The 17,186-nt window shown below is 67.0% G+C and carries 14 protein-coding genes and 1 tRNA gene; 8 read left to right on the top strand and 7 right to left on the bottom strand.

From position 1 onward, the window contains the following. Positions 1-65: 65 nt before the first annotated feature. The 4 genes from ACFW6P_RS15530 to ACFW6P_RS15515 all read left to right on the top strand — a co-directional run bounded on the left by ACFW6P_RS15530 (position 66) and on the right by ACFW6P_RS15515 (position 8,613). The gene (locus ACFW6P_RS15530; protein WP_386423882.1) at positions 66-3,452 is read left to right on the top strand and encodes a HelD family protein; all 3,387 of its coding nucleotides are present in this window, start codon (positions 66-68) and stop codon (positions 3,450-3,452) included. A gap of 531 nt (positions 3,453-3,983) precedes the next feature. Beyond that, on the top strand, positions 3,984-4,253 hold the full coding sequence (locus ACFW6P_RS15525; RefSeq protein ID WP_040906919.1) for a type II toxin-antitoxin system Phd/YefM family antitoxin: 270 nt from the start codon (positions 3,984-3,986) through the stop codon (positions 4,251-4,253). Further along, entirely contained in the window at positions 4,243-4,710 is a 468-nt protein-coding gene (locus ACFW6P_RS15520; RefSeq protein ID WP_386346929.1) for a type II toxin-antitoxin system VapC family toxin, read from the top strand. The genes ACFW6P_RS15525 and ACFW6P_RS15520 overlap by 11 nt, the downstream gene beginning before the upstream one ends. Before the next feature lie 669 nt (positions 4,711-5,379). Then, complete coding sequence (locus ACFW6P_RS15515) at positions 5,380-8,613, top strand: NACHT domain-containing protein (RefSeq protein ID WP_386423880.1); 3,234 nt, start codon at positions 5,380-5,382, stop codon at positions 8,611-8,613. Between the two features lie 344 nt (positions 8,614-8,957). Here the strand turns inward: ACFW6P_RS15515 and ACFW6P_RS15510 are convergent, their stop codons facing one another. The 4 genes from ACFW6P_RS15510 to ACFW6P_RS15495 all read right to left on the bottom strand — a co-directional run bounded on the left by ACFW6P_RS15510 (position 8,958) and on the right by ACFW6P_RS15495 (position 10,558). Beyond that, entirely contained in the window at positions 8,958-9,335 is a 378-nt protein-coding gene (locus ACFW6P_RS15510; protein ID WP_386423878.1) for a hypothetical protein, read from the bottom strand. Then, the gene (locus ACFW6P_RS15505) at positions 9,332-9,460 is read right to left on the bottom strand and encodes a hypothetical protein (RefSeq protein ID WP_386423876.1); all 129 of its coding nucleotides are present in this window, start codon (positions 9,458-9,460) and stop codon (positions 9,332-9,334) included. The genes ACFW6P_RS15510 and ACFW6P_RS15505 overlap by 4 nt, the downstream gene beginning before the upstream one ends. Positions 9,461-9,672: 212 nt before the next feature. Then, on the bottom strand, positions 9,673-10,104 hold the full coding sequence (locus tag ACFW6P_RS15500) for an ATP-binding protein (protein ID WP_386423874.1): 432 nt from the start codon (positions 10,102-10,104) through the stop codon (positions 9,673-9,675). A 46-nt stretch (positions 10,105-10,150) separates the two neighbouring features. Beyond that, positions 10,151-10,558, bottom strand: a complete 408-nt coding sequence (locus ACFW6P_RS15495) for an NUDIX hydrolase (RefSeq protein WP_386423872.1) — start codon at positions 10,556-10,558, stop codon at positions 10,151-10,153. 107 nt (positions 10,559-10,665) lie between these two features. Here ACFW6P_RS15495 and ACFW6P_RS15490 point away from each other — a divergent pair, with 107 nt between their 5' ends. Both ACFW6P_RS15490 and ACFW6P_RS15485 read left to right on the top strand, forming a co-directional pair. Then, positions 10,666-11,451 carry a GntR family transcriptional regulator gene (locus ACFW6P_RS15490; RefSeq protein WP_386423870.1) on the top strand — a complete coding sequence of 262 codons (786 nt, stop codon included), beginning with the start codon at positions 10,666-10,668 and terminating at the stop codon, positions 11,449-11,451. A gap of 157 nt (positions 11,452-11,608) precedes the next feature. Beyond that, complete coding sequence (locus tag ACFW6P_RS15485; RefSeq protein ID WP_386423869.1) at positions 11,609-11,965, top strand: hypothetical protein; 357 nt, start codon at positions 11,609-11,611, stop codon at positions 11,963-11,965. 373 nt (positions 11,966-12,338) lie between these two features. Here ACFW6P_RS15485 and ACFW6P_RS15480 read toward each other — a convergent pair. From ACFW6P_RS15480 to ACFW6P_RS15470, 3 genes are all read right to left on the bottom strand, one after another. Further along, positions 12,339-12,411, bottom strand: a tRNA-Arg gene (locus tag ACFW6P_RS15480). Between the two features lie 88 nt (positions 12,412-12,499). Continuing rightward, positions 12,500-12,628, bottom strand: coding sequence for a hypothetical protein (locus ACFW6P_RS15475; protein ID WP_386423867.1), 129 nt, complete (start codon positions 12,626-12,628; stop codon positions 12,500-12,502). A gap of 279 nt (positions 12,629-12,907) precedes the next feature. Continuing rightward, positions 12,908-14,134, bottom strand: coding sequence for a M6 family metalloprotease domain-containing protein (locus ACFW6P_RS15470; RefSeq protein ID WP_386346899.1), 1,227 nt, complete (start codon positions 14,132-14,134; stop codon positions 12,908-12,910). A gap of 404 nt (positions 14,135-14,538) precedes the next feature. Between ACFW6P_RS15470 and ACFW6P_RS15465 the strand changes: the two genes are divergently transcribed. Further along, positions 14,539-15,195, top strand: coding sequence for a TetR/AcrR family transcriptional regulator (locus ACFW6P_RS15465; RefSeq protein WP_386346897.1), 657 nt, complete (start codon positions 14,539-14,541; stop codon positions 15,193-15,195). A gap of 197 nt (positions 15,196-15,392) precedes the next feature. Beyond that, a complete protein-coding gene (locus tag ACFW6P_RS15460; RefSeq protein WP_386346896.1) occupies positions 15,393-16,970 on the top strand; it encodes an MFS transporter in 1,578 nt (525 codons plus the stop codon). The last annotated feature ends 216 nt before the right edge of the window (positions 16,971-17,186 follow it).

The following is a 17,186-nucleotide window of genomic DNA, read 5'->3' as shown; positions in this document are numbered from 1 at the left end:
GACGGGGCCGGGCGTATGCCCGTCGCAGCGTCCTCCGGGGTGTTGCAAGGGGAGAGGACATGTACATGGGCACCACCACGCGCGAAGAGATCATCGCCCTCGAGCAGAAGGCGGTGGACCGCGCCTACGACTGCTACGCCGCCCGGCTGGCCGAACTGACCGGTGGGTCGGTCGCCCGGGCCTCCGCGAGCGGCAAGGACAGCGTCGCCAACCGTCTCGCGGCCGAGGAGCAAGCCGCGGCGTACGGGGGTCTCGGCAACGCATCGCTGGTCATCAGCCGCGTGGACGTGCAGGACGGCCCCGGTGGGGAGCCCGAGACCTTTTACATCGGCCGGCGTGCCGTCTCCGACGTCCGCACCCGCGACACCGTCGTCGTGGAGTGGACCAACGCGCTCGCGAAGCAGTGGCTCGACGCGCTGCCGGACGCTCCGGGAGAGGTGCTGCTGCGGCGGCGGCTGCACTGCGCGCAGCGCGTCGTCGAGGGCTATGCCGACGACATCCCCGTCGCCGTCCCCGCCCCGCGGCCGGCAGCGGACGACGCCGATCCGGCGTCATCGTGGGCAGACCCGGACACCGACGCCGAGCGGCAGGTGGGGGCACGGCCGCGCGTGCTCACCCCCGCCGACGTCGCCCGCCTCCATCGGCAAAGGCCCCAACAGCCCGACGACTTCCTCCTGCGCGAGCTTCAGCGGTCGCGCAGCGGCAGCATGCGGGACATCGTCGAGACCATCCGCCGCGACCAGATGGCCCTGGTCACCGGCTCGCCCTCCGACATCCTCGTGGTGCAGGGCGGCCCGGGTACCGGCAAGTCGGCGGTAGGCCTGCACCGCGTGACCTGGCTCGTCAACAACGGGCACTTCAAAGCCCAGGACGTCCTCGTCGTCGGCCCCCACCAGCGGTTCCTGGAGTACGTGAGCCAGGTACTGCCGACGCTCGGCACCCGGAACGTCAACGCCGTGCAGGTGACGCGCCTGTGGGACGGCGAGATCCTCGGCACCGACACCCCCGCGGCACGCATGGTGAAGTCCGACGAACGCATGGCGGCCGTCCTGCGGCGGCGCGTCGAGATCGAGTGCCGTCCCGAGGCCGTCGACGAGTTCACCACCACCCCCTCCTACGAAGGGGCCAAGCCGGAGTTCACCGTCACCGTCGGCAGCACGACCCTGCGGATCCCGCGCTCCGAGGTCATCGCCCTCCTCGAGGACGTGCGCCAGGGCGACGGCTCCTACCGCGAGCGCCGCGACCGCTTCCGCGGTCTGCTCGTCGACCACCTGCTGCGGGAGCTCGTCGCCGTCGCCCCCCGCCGCAGTCGCGACGACACGATCCGCCGAGACCTGGAACGCAACCGTCAGGTCGAGCGCCTCATCGAACGTGTCTGGCCTTCGCCCGGCGCCAGGGAAGCCCTCCGCACCCTCTACGACTCGGAAGACCTCCTGCGCACCTGTGCCGAGGGCGTTCTCGACGCCTCAGAGCAGGCCGCTGTGCGCCGTCCTCGGGCCGACACGGCCGACGCCGATCCCTGGACGCTCGACGACCGGGTCTGCCTCGAGGAACTGCGTTACCTCATCACCGGGGCGACCCCACAGCGGTACGGGCACATCGTGGTCGACGAGGCACAGGACCTGACACCCATGCAGGCCCGCTCCCTGCGCCGGCGCTCCGCCGCGCAGGGCTCCATGACCATCCTCGGCGACCTTGCCCAGGCCACCGGCCCCCACACCCACACCGACTGGGACCGCCTCGGCACCCTCCTGTCCGACCACGGCGACTGGCGCGTGGCCGAGCTGAACACCAGCTACCGCGTGCCCGCCGAAATCATGGAGTTCGTCGCCCCCCTGGCCCGGACCGTCGCCCCCACGCTGCCCTACCCGCAGGCCGTGCGCGCGGCGGGTGAGGACGCCGTACGGACGATCGCGACCGAGCCGTGGAAACTCCTCGACGACACCGTGGCCCAGGCCACCCGTCTCATCGGCACCAGCGACGGACACACCCTGCGCTCCGTGGCTGTCATCGTCCCCGACGACTCCGGCTGGCTCGACGAGATCAGCCGCCAGCTGGACCTGGCCGAGGGCATCACCGAGCAGGGACGCGAGGCGGTGTCCGTGCTGGCCGCCGCCCAGGCCAAGGGCATGGAGTACGACCACGTCCTCGTCCTCGAACCCGCCACCATCGCCGCCCGAGGCCCGGCCGGACTGCGCCAGCTGTACGTCGCGCTCACCCGCAGCACCCAGAGCTTGACCGTCCTGCACACGTCCCCGCTCCCGGAGGCCCTCACGAACACCGACGGCAGCAGTACCGAACCAGCACCCACCGAAGGCGAACCAGGCATGGCAGACGCTGTCGTCCCCGACATCGGTACGGACGTCCGAGTCCGCGTGACCGGCCGGGCACCCGGTGGCCGGTACAGGGTCAAGGCCCTGTCGCCCGGGATCGACGTCCCTCTGGTCCTGACCGTCCGCCACGGCTCGGTGCCCCCGCGTCCCGGCGCGGTACTGGACTGCTGGGTGTTCGCTCACGAGACGAACCACTGCCTGCTCACCGCGGACCAGCGTGGCCGCCAGCCAATTTCCCCCACCATGGTGGATCGCTATGTGGCGGCGCTCGGCGTCTTCGACGACCTGGTCAACGGTGACGGAACCATTCCGGAGAACGCCCGTGACCGTCTGTCCGAGCTCAAGGGCATGGCCAACCGCGTCCTCCGCCGTGACCAGGCGGACTGGGTGGACGTGCGGCGTGTGCTCGGATCCCCGGACAAGCACCGCCTCAGCCTCCTGCGCGACCTGGCGGCGCACACCAACCGCATGCTCAAGGACAACAACCTGGACCTCAACCGACTCCAGGCGGACCTGGCACGCGCCGACTGGGCCCAGGCCCTGAACGCGGCCCGAGCGGCGCTCCAGCACCGCCGGGCCGCCCCGGGCGAACCGGAAACCGAGAGTGCGCCCGTCTCCGTCGAACAGCCGTCCGAGCAGAAGGAAGCAGAGCCCGTGACCTCCGAAGGCATACCCGCCACGCCGGCGCCCGCCACGCCCGCCGAGGGACTCCTGCACTCGCTGGAGACCACGGCGGCAGCCGACCGCACGTGCAAGAAGCACGAGGCGGTGCGCCATGCTCTCAAGGCGGCTCTGCTCTGGGCGGACCTGCAGCCGACCGACTCCCCGGTCATCGATGTCAGCCGCACCGCGGAAGACGGCCACTTCCTCTACGAGGTCCTCGGTGCCGGCCGCTCCACCTACGCCGACCTCCGCTCGGGGGCCACCCGCCTCTTGGAGATCAACCACACCCTGCCCGCTCCTGCTGACCGCCTCTACCTGGTGCTCTCCGAACCGCCCGCCGAGGACTGGTCGGCCGACACCGTGTTCGGTGTCTTCGGGATTCAGGTCCTGTGGCGCACCCCCGACAGTTGGGGCGGCCACGACGCGCAAACCGCCCTGGGCTCCGGAGAGGCGTAACCACTTCTGGCAGAAGCGCGATTCTTCCCGGCTCGCTCGTGCGCTCCTCGGGTGCCCGAAGCGGAGCAACAGCCCGATGGCCCGGAGAGGACCGGGCCGGAGTCCATGCCGGCTGGTGCCTATCCGCTGGAGAGATTTCGGGGATCAACTCTCCGTCCGCTCACGCCAACGGCCCCGGACGAGGAGTCCGAGGCCGAGCAGGAGCCCCCCGGGGGAGAAGTACCAGCTCAGAGCGGAAACGCGTGGTGCCCCCGGCAGGATTCGAACCTGCGTCACCCGCTTGTAGGAGTTCGATCCGAGCGTGGTCCGACTGCTGTCGTCAACAGGCGCGACGGCCGGCGGGAGTCGCTGACGCGTGTCCCCGTCCGACATCGTTGATGTCAGCTGTGGATGTCAGATGTCTTCTGATCCGTAGCTCCAGCCAGATCGATCAGCGAAGGCCGTCCCCGGCCGCTACGGCCGAAGGTTTGGCGGCACAAGCCTTCGGCCGTTAAGTGTCACCTGGTAGCACCGGGTGCTACCTTGGTTGGTATGAGCGTTCAGCCCGAAATCACCCAGCGGGATCTACGCAGCCGGTCCCGAGAGATCATGGACGCCATACAGGGCGGCCAGTCGTTCACCGTCACCCGCGACGGACATCCGATCGGCCAGCTCGTGCCTCTGCGTCGACGCCGTCGGTTCGTCTCCCGCCAGGAGTTCGCCGCGATGTCCAGGACCGCCCCCGGCATCGACCTCGACAGGTTCCGCGCCGATCAGGACGCCACGGCCGACACCTACCCGGACGATCCCTATGACCGCTGACCGCTCGACGCATCAGCAGGGCCTCCTCGACACCAACATCATGATTCTGCGCCGCTCGGTGGCACCCGAGGAGCTACCGGACGAAATGGCGATCACCGCCATCACCCTGGCCGAGTTGTCCGCCGGTCCGCACGAGGTCCGTCGCAACGACGAACAGAGCAGTTACGACGAACACGCCGAACGCGCCCGCAGGCTCGACGTCCTGCAACGCGCCGAGAACGAGTTCGACCCCATCCCCTTCGATGCCGAAGCGGCCCGCATCTACGGCCGTATCTGTGCCGCAGTGATCAGCGCCGGCCGCAAGCCACGCCGCCGGGTGGCCGACCTGATGATCGCTGCCATCGCCGTGGCTGAGAACCTTCCCCTCTTCACCACCAACCCCGACGATTTCAAAGGGCTGGACGACCTCCTCACCGTCGTGCCGGTCACCCGCCCGATGGTGCCCCACGAAGGCTGACGGCAGGGCACTGGTGCGGCGGGAGCACACCGGACTTCATGGTCCGCGCGTGGCACGGATGTGATCACGCAGCAGGGCCGGTTCGAGGGATCAAGCCCTTCGAACCGGCCCTGTGTCGTGTGCCCCCGGCAGGATTCGAACCTGCGACACCCGCTTTAGGAGTTCGATCCGGGCCCGCTCTGGTGGAGGTCAGTGACTGGTGCGACGGCAGCTTAGGAACACTGGTGTCCGCTCCCGTCCGGCGTCGTTGATGTCATCCGTGGATGTCAGCCAGTAAGCAGCTTCGCATACGGGCACAGTTCCAGGCCGCCGTAGAGCCCATCCGGCCACCTCCACCAGATGTGCCAGCTGTCGCACACCGAGACCACGCGCCAGACACGCTGGCCGTCCTCCTCGCGCTTGCTGAGGACCCTGGCGCAAGCCGTGAGGCGAGCATCGCACTGGGGGCAGGTCAGCGGTCATTCGTCCGACATGACGCGGAGCATACGGAGTGTTCCGGCCCTCAGCTTGGGAAGCTGAGGTGATCCGCGGATTGTTGCTGGGCTGACGCACGGTAGCGGTCAAGAGGTCGGCGCATCGTAAGCGGTGACGTGCGCGGTTTGGCCTCCGAACCTCATCCGCAGTCGCTAGTGTTGACAGCTGGTGGCTTGTGCATGCAGGGGGCGGATAGTGCTTGAGATACTGGCAGGGAAGATCGCAGGCGCGGTGCTGGGGGCGTCTGTGGGAGCAGCAGCCAAACGGATGTCTGCGGGTCCGGGCGCCGGGCTCACATCGAGTCCGGCTTTCTCGCGCTTGCGCCTAAAAAAGCCCACTTCGATCCAGGCCAAAGATGTAGACAGCCTCACAAATCACGTAGCTAGCCGCCTAACCGAATTAGAGAAAAGGGAGTATCCGCATCTCCAGGGGCACGAAAGGCAGGCTGCCCTTATTCTGGCTGCAAACACTCTGGCCAACAGTTCAGTAGATATTTGGAAATGTGGCCTTGATCCAGAGTTTTATAGTCAGGCAGTACTGCGGGAGTCTTCGGTAAAACGCGCATCTGCAGGTCTTTCGGAGGCGGCCGAAGCGTATTGCCGTACTGCGATCAGGGACATCTCGGTACAGCTAGTTCAGTTTATTACCAGCTGGCCGACATTTGCCGCAAGAGTTGAAGTAGAGCAGTTGATGAGGCTGCGCTCCCTCGCCGATGCTGTAGACAGCATCAACCATAAAATGGGACCTGATCTTCGCGTGGAGGATCTGGACTTCGAAAATCGCTACGCCGCATTGGTCATCGAGGAGCTTAATCAGCTGCAGATCTTCGGTCTGGACCTTGCTGATAGGCGGAACCGGTCCTATGATCTTTCTGCTGCCTACATCACGCTAAGTGTCGCCCCGATGGCCCGCCGCGGGGTCCCCATCCTTTCCACCTCGGGCCGTTCTGTCGAAAAGTTTGGTGAGGCACCTGACGGGGAGATCACGGATCCTGTAGACAGCAGGTCACATGTAGACAAGGGCGTGGGGATGCGGGCAGAAGTCGCCGTATCTTCCTACAAGAGGATCCTACTGCGCGGTGACGCTGGCTCCGGCAAGACGACGCTTCTTCAATGGCTAGCAGTGAACGCAGCCGGCCGAAGCTTCTCTGCTGATTTGGCAGACTGGAATGCCCTGGTCCCATTCATGCTGCCGTTGCGTAGGTACGCAAGAGGAATCCTCCCCAGTCCGTCTCAGTTCTTCCCAGTCGTCGGGTCTCTTCTGTCTGAGGAAATGCCTGACAGGTGGGTTCATCGGCTACTGAGGTCAGGACGAGCTCTCATTCTGATTGACGGAGTCGACGAGCTTCCTGACGAGCAGCGCGACGCAGCCCATGACTGGCTTCGATCGCTGGTCTCCACCTACCCCGAGGCCCATTACATTGTCACGTCGCGACCGGCCGCAGCTGAGGTTGACTGGCTTAGCGACGAAGGCTTTGCAGTGCTCGACATGCTTCCGATGAATCAGAAGGATGTCGAGAAATTCATTGAGCACTGGCACAACGCCGCTAGAAACAGCGAAAGAGATCCATCCGAGATAGCGACTCTCACTCAGGGCGAAGCGGACCTAGTCAAATCCATACGAGAGGAGCGTCAACTCCGGCGACTCGCCTCCAATCCGCTGCTCTGTGCTCTTCTGTGCACATTGAATCGCGACAGACACTCGCAACTTCCTCGTGATCGAATGGAACTGTATAGAGCGGCACTTGATCTACTTCTTCTCCGGCGAGACCGTGAGAGAAAAATCAACTATCCAGAGCCAGCTCACCTGGGTGATTCGCAGAAAAAGTCAATATTGGGCGGATTCGCCCATTGGTTGATTAGGAACGGCCTGACGGATTCTTCGAGGGGGCAGGCAATCAGGCAGGTCGGTATCTCGCTTCAGTCTATGCCGGCAATCGGGGCGGATGCCGAGTCGGTGTTTGATTACCTATTGGTTCGCAGTGGCTGCCTTCGGAAACCGGTCCCAGAGCGCGTTGACTTTATCCATCGAACCTTTCAGGAGTACCTAGCGGCTGCTCGTATCGTCGAAATCGACGACTTCGAAAACCTTCTCTCCAATGCTCATCTAGACCAATGGCATGAAGTGTTCGTGATGGCTGTTGGTCACGCGAGACCGAAAGAGCGTTCACTGCTGCTTTCCGGTCTAATTGAGCGAGGTGAGCGTGAGCCGAAGCATCGAAAGCGCCTCCATTTGCTTGCTGCGGCCTGCTTGGAGACCGCCATCGAGTGCGATCCGCCAAACATCTACAGTAGAGTTCGTGAGATCACTGCGGAACTTATCCCTCCGCGCCGCATTGTGGACGCCAAGGAACTGGCGTCAGCTGGTGAGATGGTAATTCCGCTCATCCCGGATCGAAGGCTCTCTGCGAATGAGGCGGCGGCCACTATCAGGATGGCAGCCATCGTTGGTGGAGACGGCGCACTATCTCTGATTAGTCGTTATGCTCGCGACAAGCGAGTAACGGTTCAGAGAGAACTCCGGCAATCATGGGAGTATTTCGACGCTGAAGAATATGCGGAAAAGGTCCTGTCCAAAACCCCAGAGAATTGGAGGGCGCTGCACATTTACCTACCGCATATGCTTCCTGCCCTGCGCTACCTGTCGGAGTTGCGAGAGCTTCACGTGGCTTGTCCTGTCGCAGGCATGGACTGGATACAGGGTCTGACAGGGGTAGAGGAACTGCACTTCCGTAGTGAGGTCACAGATTTCTCCTTTGCGGCTCTTGCTGCAGCTTGTCCTCAGATCCGAACTCTTAGCTTCGCTACAAGTAAGGCAGTCGATTCGATCGCTGAGCTTTCGCGGCTGCAGTACCTCGAGTCGCTAAATATGTTCCGGGTCAGAAAGGATGCGTTTGATCTAACAAAGTTCCCAGGTATTCCGCACTTGAAGCGTCTTCTGGTTCACGGAAACGCAACAGGCGTCGACCTCTCTAATCTGGCTCAAAAAGTTCCCGAAATGGAGTTCCTGTATCTATCGCCTGGAGAGCCTGTTGAGAGCGTTGCGGGGATTAGTAGAATGAGTCACTTGCGACATGCTAACTTGAGCCTTCCCTCATCCCAGGCTGGCTTTACTCATCTGGCTATGGCTCCCCGTCTCGAAACTCTCGTCCTTCGGACGAATGAGCCGCTGGATACTAAGACTTTGGCCCAATCTAAGTCACTTAAAAGCGTCAGGGTGCTGCCGCGCGACGATCTATCCAAGTCCAGTTTGAGCGAGTTCGATCTTCGGCCGTTCCTCGATTCTGGTCGCCCATGGCTGGTCAGTGTCTCAACGCAATTTGACTGCATCTTCCTTGGCAACGATACTCCTGGAGTAGTTGCTGAACTTAGCGGCAAGCATTCGCCAATATGGAATTTCGCCATCAACTCTCCTAAGGCGCGTTCTTAAGAGGTCGGCGGAGCGGCTTTGGGCTGGAGCGGCTTTGGCGCGAGTGATCATGGCCCCGTAAGCTTGCGGCGCGTCGGGCAGTCTGTGGACCTGCCCGTTAAGGCACGACGTTGGGGCCATGATCTGCGAGGCTCGCGCCAAAGTGGCTGCCTAAAGCCGTGGAGCCGGCCGCCCCAGCCACGGCGTATCCCTTCACTGGCATCAGGTGGCTGACTGCTGTGCGCGCGGCACGGGCGCCGGCCGGGCTGGAGCGGGGCGGAGACAGGAGCGCAGGCCCGGCCGGGGGCCGGGCCGCGCGCGGGGAGCGGAGCGAGCCGCCTTGAACCAGTAGAGAAAGTTGTAACTCAGTCTGTGCGATGAGGCTTGAAGCTCTCTGTGCACGCGGGGAGTTCAGCGGCCTGCTGGTGAGCGAGGGGCAGAAAGAGCGCTGGTCGGATGGTCCATGTGATGCGAGTGCCGGCGTGCGTGATGGTCACCGTGCAAGGATCCGAGCGCAGCAGGGCCCTTCGGGTCTCGGCACGCTCCTCGTACAGCCATGTCCACGCTTGATCTGAGGCGTCGCTGTCGAGTGCTGGTGAGATGGTGCGGAGCGCGATGGCTACCCATCGATCTGCCTGCGGTGCGGAGTAGGCGTCGAACGAGGCCAGGAGCGTTGCCCGTTCGGTCATGCTGAGGTCTTGGGTCCAGCATTCGCACCAGTAGCCGCGAGTGGGCTTGTTCATGGGGCCGCTCCCGCCCGGTAGGCGAGTAATACGTAGCGGGTGCTGTCGTCGTGGAGGGTGAGTTGGTAGCCCGTGCCGCTGGTCATGTAGGCGAGGGCTCGTTCGTGCTCGGTTTCGTCTGTCATCCAGTACAGGCCCGGTTGTGCGTAAGCGGCGTCGAGTTGGTCAGTGATGTGCTGCGTGCGTTCCCGTAACCAGCGCAGGGCGAGGCGCGGGCTTGTGGTCTCGTGGGATCCCAAGGGGATGGAGTGGGCCTCGTTCATCGGGTAGGCGGCGGCTCGGCATTGGTAGGGAAGTGGTTGGCTCTCGGGCCTCGGCGTCGCAGGAGGGGCGGCCGTCAGCATGGACGCCCTCCCGCCTGTCCGGCCTCGGTGAACAGCTCCGCCGTGACCGTGTAGCCGCCGCAACTGTCGTAGACGACGACCCGGTGTGCGAGCGCGCTGACCATGCCCAGACCCCGGCCGTGCTCGGCCTGGTCGTCCTGGTGCTCGACTTTCGGGGCCGTGCCGGTGCCTCCCTCGTCGGTGACCGACAGGGCGACCACCTGCGGGGAGACCGCGAGTGCCAGATGGAAGCTGCCCGACTGTGAACCGCTCGCGGTGTGGAGGATGGCGTTCGCGCTCAGCTCGCTCACGATCAGCTCGGCGTCGTCGGCCAGGGGAGATCCGCGCAGGATGTCCCGCGTCCAGCGGCGGGCCCGGCTGACCTCTTCCGGGAAACCTGGGCAAGACAGTCCCCAGACCCGGGCTGTACTCGTATACTCGTGCATACAAGTTCCTTCATGCTGGTAGGCCGCCATGTGCAGCGGGTTCGGGCTAGACGAGTTTCACGCCGTCGTGGGCGCGGACGGCCGGCGGGGTCGTCGCGTCGAGTGCGTCAAGGACGCGGATCGCGTAGGCCTCGTCGGCGAGTTCGATGGCTTCTTCGCGGGTGGCCCAGCGCAGTGCGCGGGTCTCGTCTCCGGTGGTCGGTGTGCCGTCGGCTGCCTGGCAGCGGAAGACGAGGGAGACGATCAGGCCCGTCATGTTCTTGTAGACGCCGGTCAGGGTCGCAGGAAGCTCGATCTTGATGCCGGTCTCTTCGAGAACTTCGCGCTGAAGGGCTTCGGGGATGGTTTCCTCGCGTTCGAGGATGCCGCCCGGGGGCTCCCAGTGACCGTTGTCGCGGCGCTTGATCAGGAGGGCCCGGTCTTGGTCATCGACGATGACCCCGGCGACGCTCACGGAGTGCGGGCGTTCTGTGCTCACGTTCCTCGGCCCTCTCGGCTGGCTAGGCTCTCCACCGTAGCAACAACACTCGCCCACTCGTCTAGATACCTAAAGGAGTACGCGTGACGTCTCTACCGAGCATTCTCGGCGGCCTCGACCCGACCAGTGATCGTGCGGTCTTCCGGCAGATCGCCGACCAGCTGCGCGAGGCCATCGACCGTGGGCGACTCAAGGAGGGGGAGAAGCTGCCATCTGAGGCTGAGCTGGTCGAGCACTACGGCGTGTCCCGGATGACGGTCCGCAACTCCTTCTCCGTTCTCCAGGGCGAGGGCCTGGTGCACGCCGAGCACGGCAAGGGCGTCTTCGTCCGACCCCGGCCTCCGGTCCGGCGGCTCGCCTCGGACCGGTTCGCTCGGCGCCACCGTGAGCAGGGCAAGTCCGCGTTCATCGTGGAGGCCGACGCCGCCGGCAGTCACCCGAAGTTGGACAGTCTGGAGGTCAAGGAGGAGAAGGCTAGTCAGGACATCTCCACTCGCCTCGGCTCCGTGCGGCGCGTGCTCGCCCGGCGTCGCCGGTACCTCCTCGACGGACGGCCGGTCGAGTTCGCCACCTCCTACCTGCCCCTCGACATCGCCCGCGGTACGCAGATCGCCGAGCCGAATCCCGGCCCCGGCGGCATCTACGCCCGACTCGAGGAACTGGGCCACCAGCTCGACCACTTCGAGGAGGAGATCCGGGCCCGGATGCCCTCGCCTTCCGAGGTGAAGACGCTGCAACTGGCTTCCGGCGTGCCGGTGATTCACCTGATCCGCACCGCCTTCGACACGGCCGGACGAGCCGTGGAGGTCTGTGACACGGTCATGGCCGCCGACGCCTACGTCCTCTCCTACCAGCTCCCGGCGAACTGATCGGCGGTGCGCGAGGCCGCTTCCCCGGACTCGTACACCCCGACACGCATACTCGTATAGACGAGTGGGCAAGTGGTGTAGCAGAGTGGTCGACGTTCCCGGCGTCGCCGGTGTTCGAAGACTGCATCTTGTCTAGACGAGTAGATGGGAAGAAACCTTGCGCACCTTCCGTGTGGAGACCTCGGCCGCGACGATCCTGCTGACCGAGGCGCCCGAACCCAAGGTCCGCGACCGGCAGACGGGCGAGATCGCCAAGGACGCCGTCAGCGGTGAGGCCCTGATGACGATCGGCGTCGTCTACATCGAGGAGGGGGAGTCGTCCCTGATCAAGGTGACCGTCCCGGAGAGCGGGGTGGCGGAAGGGCTCGCCCTCGGTGCCCCGGTCTCTCTGCCGGGCCTGGTCGCCCGGCCGTGGGAGAGCGTGTTCAACGGGCAGCAGCGGCACGGCATCGCCTTCCGGGCCGCCGCCGTCACTCCGGCCGCCTACCCCGCCTCCGTGGGGGCTGCGGCCTGATGACCGACCTGGCAACGCTGCTGGAGGTGGGTGGTCCCGTCGCCGCACTCGGCGGTGGGGCCGCCTACGCCCGGGCCAAGCACCCCGGGGTGTACTGGTCCATTCGACGGCCGGGGCCAGCACACGGGAGCTGATGACGCGCATGGGACACAGCAGCTCCCGGGCAGCACTGATCTACCAGCACATGACCAGCGACCGTGACCGGGCCATCGCCGATCGGCCCGGGGCCATGATCCGGGGCGGCGGGGGAGCGGCCTCAGGTTCCCCGCAAGAGAACGCCGAACGGACGTAGTGGCACGCGTGTGGCACGCCCCCGAAAACGACGAAGGGCCAGCCTGGGAGGAAACCCCTCCTGAGCTGGCCCTTCTTGCTGTGCCCCCGGCAGGATTCGAACCTGCGACACCCGCTTTAGGAGAGCGGTGCTCTATCCCCTGAGCTACGAAGGCAGTGGCAGTGGACGCTCGGCGTCGTGCCTGTGGTCCGGTAGGACCACAGGCGTCAGCGTACCGGATGCGGGTCGGGTGGGTGCGGGGGTCAGGTCAGGGGGACGGGGGTGAAGCGGCTTGCCGTGTGGAGGTCCCGTTCGATGTGGGTGGTCGTGGCGGCGAGGGCGGGCAGGAGGTCCGTCACGCATGCGCCGAGGGAGTGGCGGCTCGCGTGCATCGCTGGGGACGTCGTGCGTGGGCTTCGCCGGCATCGGTTCTCCGGTACGGCGGTCGCGGCACGCCTATCGCAATCCGGGGCATCTCCACAGGTTCTCCGGTTCTCCGGTTCTCCGGGAGCCCGGCAAGCTCTCCGGGAGCTCCGCGGGTTCTCCAGGAGCCCTGCAGGTTCTGCGGAGCGTAGGTTCTCCGGGAGCCCCGCCGGTTCCCCGGGAGCCCCGCCGGTTCCCGGCAACCCCGCCGGTTCCCGGCAACCCCGCACGCTCTCCGGGAGCTGCGGCTACTCCCTTGTCACCCGCACCCGGTAGGCACCCTCCGCGTCCGTCCCCGTCACCTCGATCGTCACCCCGTCGCGCGGATCACGGAACGTCTCCCCGGGGGTGAACGGCGCGTCCGACAGCTCCGCGTGGACGTTCGGTGCGTGCGTGCAGCCGCCGCTGTCGCGGCGCGCGTCCTGGACCCTGATCGGACCCATGCCCGTGTCCACCCCGGCGTCGACCTTGTAGACCAGGACGCCCGGGCGGCACACGGCCTCGTCGTTGCCGCCGCGGGTGCGCAGTTCCACGGCGTATCCGGTCCTGGTGTCGAGGGGGACGAAGACGAGTTTCGAGCCACCGGCCCGGGCCAGCGGGGTCAGGGTGTACTCCGTGGTGCCGCGGGACGCCGCGCAGTGCACCTGGGAGGCGTCCAGCCAGCCCAGTTTCCACTTGTGCCAGCCGAGGAAGTCGTTGTTGGCGCCCCAGTCCTCGCTCATGATGTCCCAGTGCCCGACCGCGCCCCCGCCCTCCGCGGTGTACAGGTCGGGCAGGCCGAAGACGTGGCCGTTCTCGTGGGGCAGGACGCGGTAGCCGGTGCGGTCGTAGGAGCCGGAGCCGTCGTCCTGGCGGGAGTAGACGAAGGAGGCGTTGGCGACGGGGGTGCCGTCGGCCGTCGGGGCCTCGGGGTTGCCGGCGAAGGTGACGGACAGGACCGTGTCCAGGGCGGAGGGGCCGGCGTTGGGCGTGACCAGCACGTTCAGCAGGTCGTACGCCCGGAAGTCGACCCTCTGGTCGGCCACGGCCACGAGGTCCTGCACCAGCGTGCGGTAGCCGGGGTCGAAGGGGGCTCCGCGTTCTATGCCGTACTGGCGGAAGGACCTGGGCATCCGCAGCCACTCGGGTACCGGGGTCTCGGGGCGGTAGTCGAGGCGGCCGTAGGAACTGGTGCGGAACCACTCGCGGGTCCGCGGGAAGAACTCGCGGTAGCGGTCCAGCGCCTCGCCCTCGCCGGGGGCGTCGGAGAAGTCGATCATCAGGGTGAGGGCGCGGACGGTGCCGGTGGAGCGGGCGTAGCCGGCGGAGGTGGGGATGCCTTCGGACATCTGGACGTCCCGGTCCCCGCGTATCAGGCACGGGTCGTGCGCGGGGGTGCGGGACAGGGCGACCGGGCCCGCACCGGTCGACGTGGCTCCGGGCGCGAGGGGACCCGTGCCGGCCGAGGTGCTCACCGTGAAGGTCAGGGCCGTCACGCAGGCGAGGGCCGACAGACGGCGGCCGGATATCCGATGGCGGCATATCCGATGGCCGGATATCCGGTCGCCGCGCGGTCCCGAGTCGCCGGTGCGGGACCGCCGGGGCCGTGGCTGTATGCAAGGAACCTGCAAGGGACCTCCCGCGCCACGGCAGCCTCCGGTTCCCGGCTGCGCCCTTGCGATCACCCTGGGTCGCGGGGTGCGGGGGGCGCGCGCTGGAGGCACCCGATCGTGGGTTTCCGGTGAGTAGCGACCGGGGGGCGAGATGGTGTGGTCCAGGTCACAGGGGAATCTTCCCGACGCGGGAAATACCGGGGACCCACTCCCCGTTTAGCCAGATGTCCGAGCGAAACGGGGAGCTGCTCCCCGGATCGCGGCACCTCTCAGACCAGGAGTCCGCCGTGCAGACCGCTACCCCCGTACCGCACAAGGCGCCCCGGCCCCGCGCCGACGCCCTGCGCAACCGGGAGCGGATCGTCGCCGCCGCCCGGGAGATGTTCGTGGAGCACGGCGCCGAGGTGCCGCTCGACGAGGTCGCCCGCCGGGCCGGTGTCGGCAACGCCACGGTGTACCGCAACTTCCCGGACCGCGACGCGCTGGTCCGCGAGGTCGTCTGCTCCGTCGTGGACCGTATGGTCCGGGCGGCCGAGCAGGCGCTCGCCGAGTCCGGGAACGGCTTCGAGGCCCTGGAGCGCTTCGCGCACACCGCCGTCGACGAGCGGATCAGTGCGCTGTGCCCCATGGTCTCCAGCACCTTCGACCGGAACCACCCCGATCTCGTGGCCGCGTGGGAACGCGTCGAGCGGCTCGTCGCGGAGATCATGGACCGCGCCAAGGCGGCCGGCCGGCTCCGCGACGACGTCGAACTCGGCGACGTGATGATCGGCCTCGCCCAGCTCAGCCGGCCGCCGGCCGGTACGGAGTGTCTCCGCGTCGACCGCTTCGTCCACCGTCACCTACAGCTGTTCCTGGACGGAATGCGGGCCCCGGCCCCGTCCGTACTGCCGGGTTCGGCCGCGACCCTGGAGGCTCTCCGCACGTCCGGAACGACCTGCTGACGTGCTGACCCGTTGATCTGTTGACCTGTTCCGCGTGAGCGACCGGTTCCGCGGCCGGCCGGCCGTCCCGTCGACGCGCCGTGCCCTTCTCCGCCTTTCCACACCCTTCTTCCGGTAGGCGCTTCTCCTCTACGGCGCGCCTCCCTCCCTTGAGACCTCCTCACCTTCCGTCACGAAGTCCCGAAGTGGGTAACCCCATGTCTGAAACAGCCTCCAAGGCCCGCAACACCCCGGCCGGTCACGGCACTTCCGCCGTGGCGGACGAGCCCGCGCCTGATCCGGGCCGCTGGAAAGCCCTCGTCTTCATCGCGCTCGCCCAGCTGATGGTCGTCCTGGACGCCACCATCGTGAACATCGCCCTGCCCTCCGCCCAGCAGGACCTGGGCATCTCCGACGGCAACCGCCAGTGGGTCGTCACCGCCTACGCGCTCGCCTTCGGCGGTCTGCTGCTGTTCGGCGGCCGGATAGCCGACCTGTGGGGACGCAAGAAGGCCTTCGTGGTCGGCCTGGGCGGCTTCGCCGCGGCCTCCGCGCTCGGCGGTGCGGCCACCAACGAGGCGATGATGTTCGGCGCCCGCGCCCTCCAGGGCGTCTTCGGCGCGCTGCTCGCACCCGCCGCGCTCTCGCTGCTGGCCGTGATGTTCACCGACGCCAAGGAGCGCGCCAAGGCGTTCGGCATCTACGGCGCGATCGCCGGCGGCGGCGGTGCCGTCGGCCTGATCCTGGGCGGCTTCCTCACCGAGTACCTGGACTGGCGCTGGACGTTCTTCGTGAACATCCCGTTCGCCATGGTCGCCGCGGCCGGTGCCTACTTCGTCATCCGTGAGCCCGGGGGCGGCCGCAACCGCTCCCCGCTCGACATCCCCGGCGTGATCCTGTCCACCCTCGGCCTGGTCGCCCTGGTCTACGGCTTCACCCGCGCCGAGTCCGACGGCTGGAGCGACTCCGTGACCGTCGGCATGTTCGTCGCCTCGGCGCTGCTGCTGCTGGCGTTCGTCGTCGTGGAGTCCCGCGTCAAGGCCCCGCTGCTGCCGCTGCGCGTGATCACCGAGCGCAACCGCGGCGGTATCTACCTCTCCCTCGGGCTCGCGATCATCGCGATGTTCGGCCTGTTCCTCTTCCTGACGTACTACCTGCAGATCGTGAAGGGGTACTCGCCGGTCAAGACCGGGTTCGCCTTCCTGCCGATGATCGCGGGCATGATCACCGGCTCCACCCAGATCGGCACCCGTCTGATGACCCGGGTGGCGCCGCGCCTGCTGATGGGCCCTGGCTTCCTGGTCGCCGCGCTCGGCATGCTGCTGCTGACCCGGCTGGAGATCGGCTCCTCGTACGCCACCACGCTGCTGCCCGCGATGCTGCTGCTCGGCCTCGGCATGGGTACGGCGTTCATGCCGGCCATGTCCCTGGCCACCCAGGGCGTCGAACCGCGGGACGCCGGTGTCGCCTCCGCGATGGTCAACACCTCGCAGCAGGTGGGCGGCGCGATCGGCACGGCCCTGCTGAACACCATCGCCGCCTCCGCGACCACGGCGTACGTCGCCGACCACCTCGCGGGTGCGACCAGCCGGTCGGAGCGGCAACTGGTGCAGCTGGAGGGCATGGTGCAGGGCTACACCAGCGCCATCTGGTTCGCCGTCGGCATCCTCGTGGCGGCCGCCGCCATCGCCCTGACCTTCGTCAACGCCGGGCGCCCGGGCGCCGGCACGGTGGCCGGCTCCGCGTCCGGCCGGGAGACGGCCGACGAGATGCCGGTCCCGGTCGTCGCCCACTGACGGCGGCCGCCCGCACCCCTGGCCGGGGAACCGTCAGGGAACAACCCTGGTCCTCGTCGGAGGACCACCCGTGGGCGCGCGGGAGGGGACGCCCCGCACCCACGGATCCCTGGTCCTGTCCCCGGGCCCCCGGGGCGGGGGGCGGGCTGGACCCCCACCAGCGGGGCCACCAGTACGGTCTCGCGGGAGCCACCGCCCACGCCCCCCCCCCACCCA

The organism is Streptomyces sp. NPDC058741 (genome assembly GCF_042746715.1).
Taxonomy (GTDB): domain Bacteria; phylum Actinomycetota; class Actinomycetes; order Streptomycetales; family Streptomycetaceae; genus Streptomyces.
This window is presented reverse-complemented; position numbering and strand designations above follow the sequence as displayed.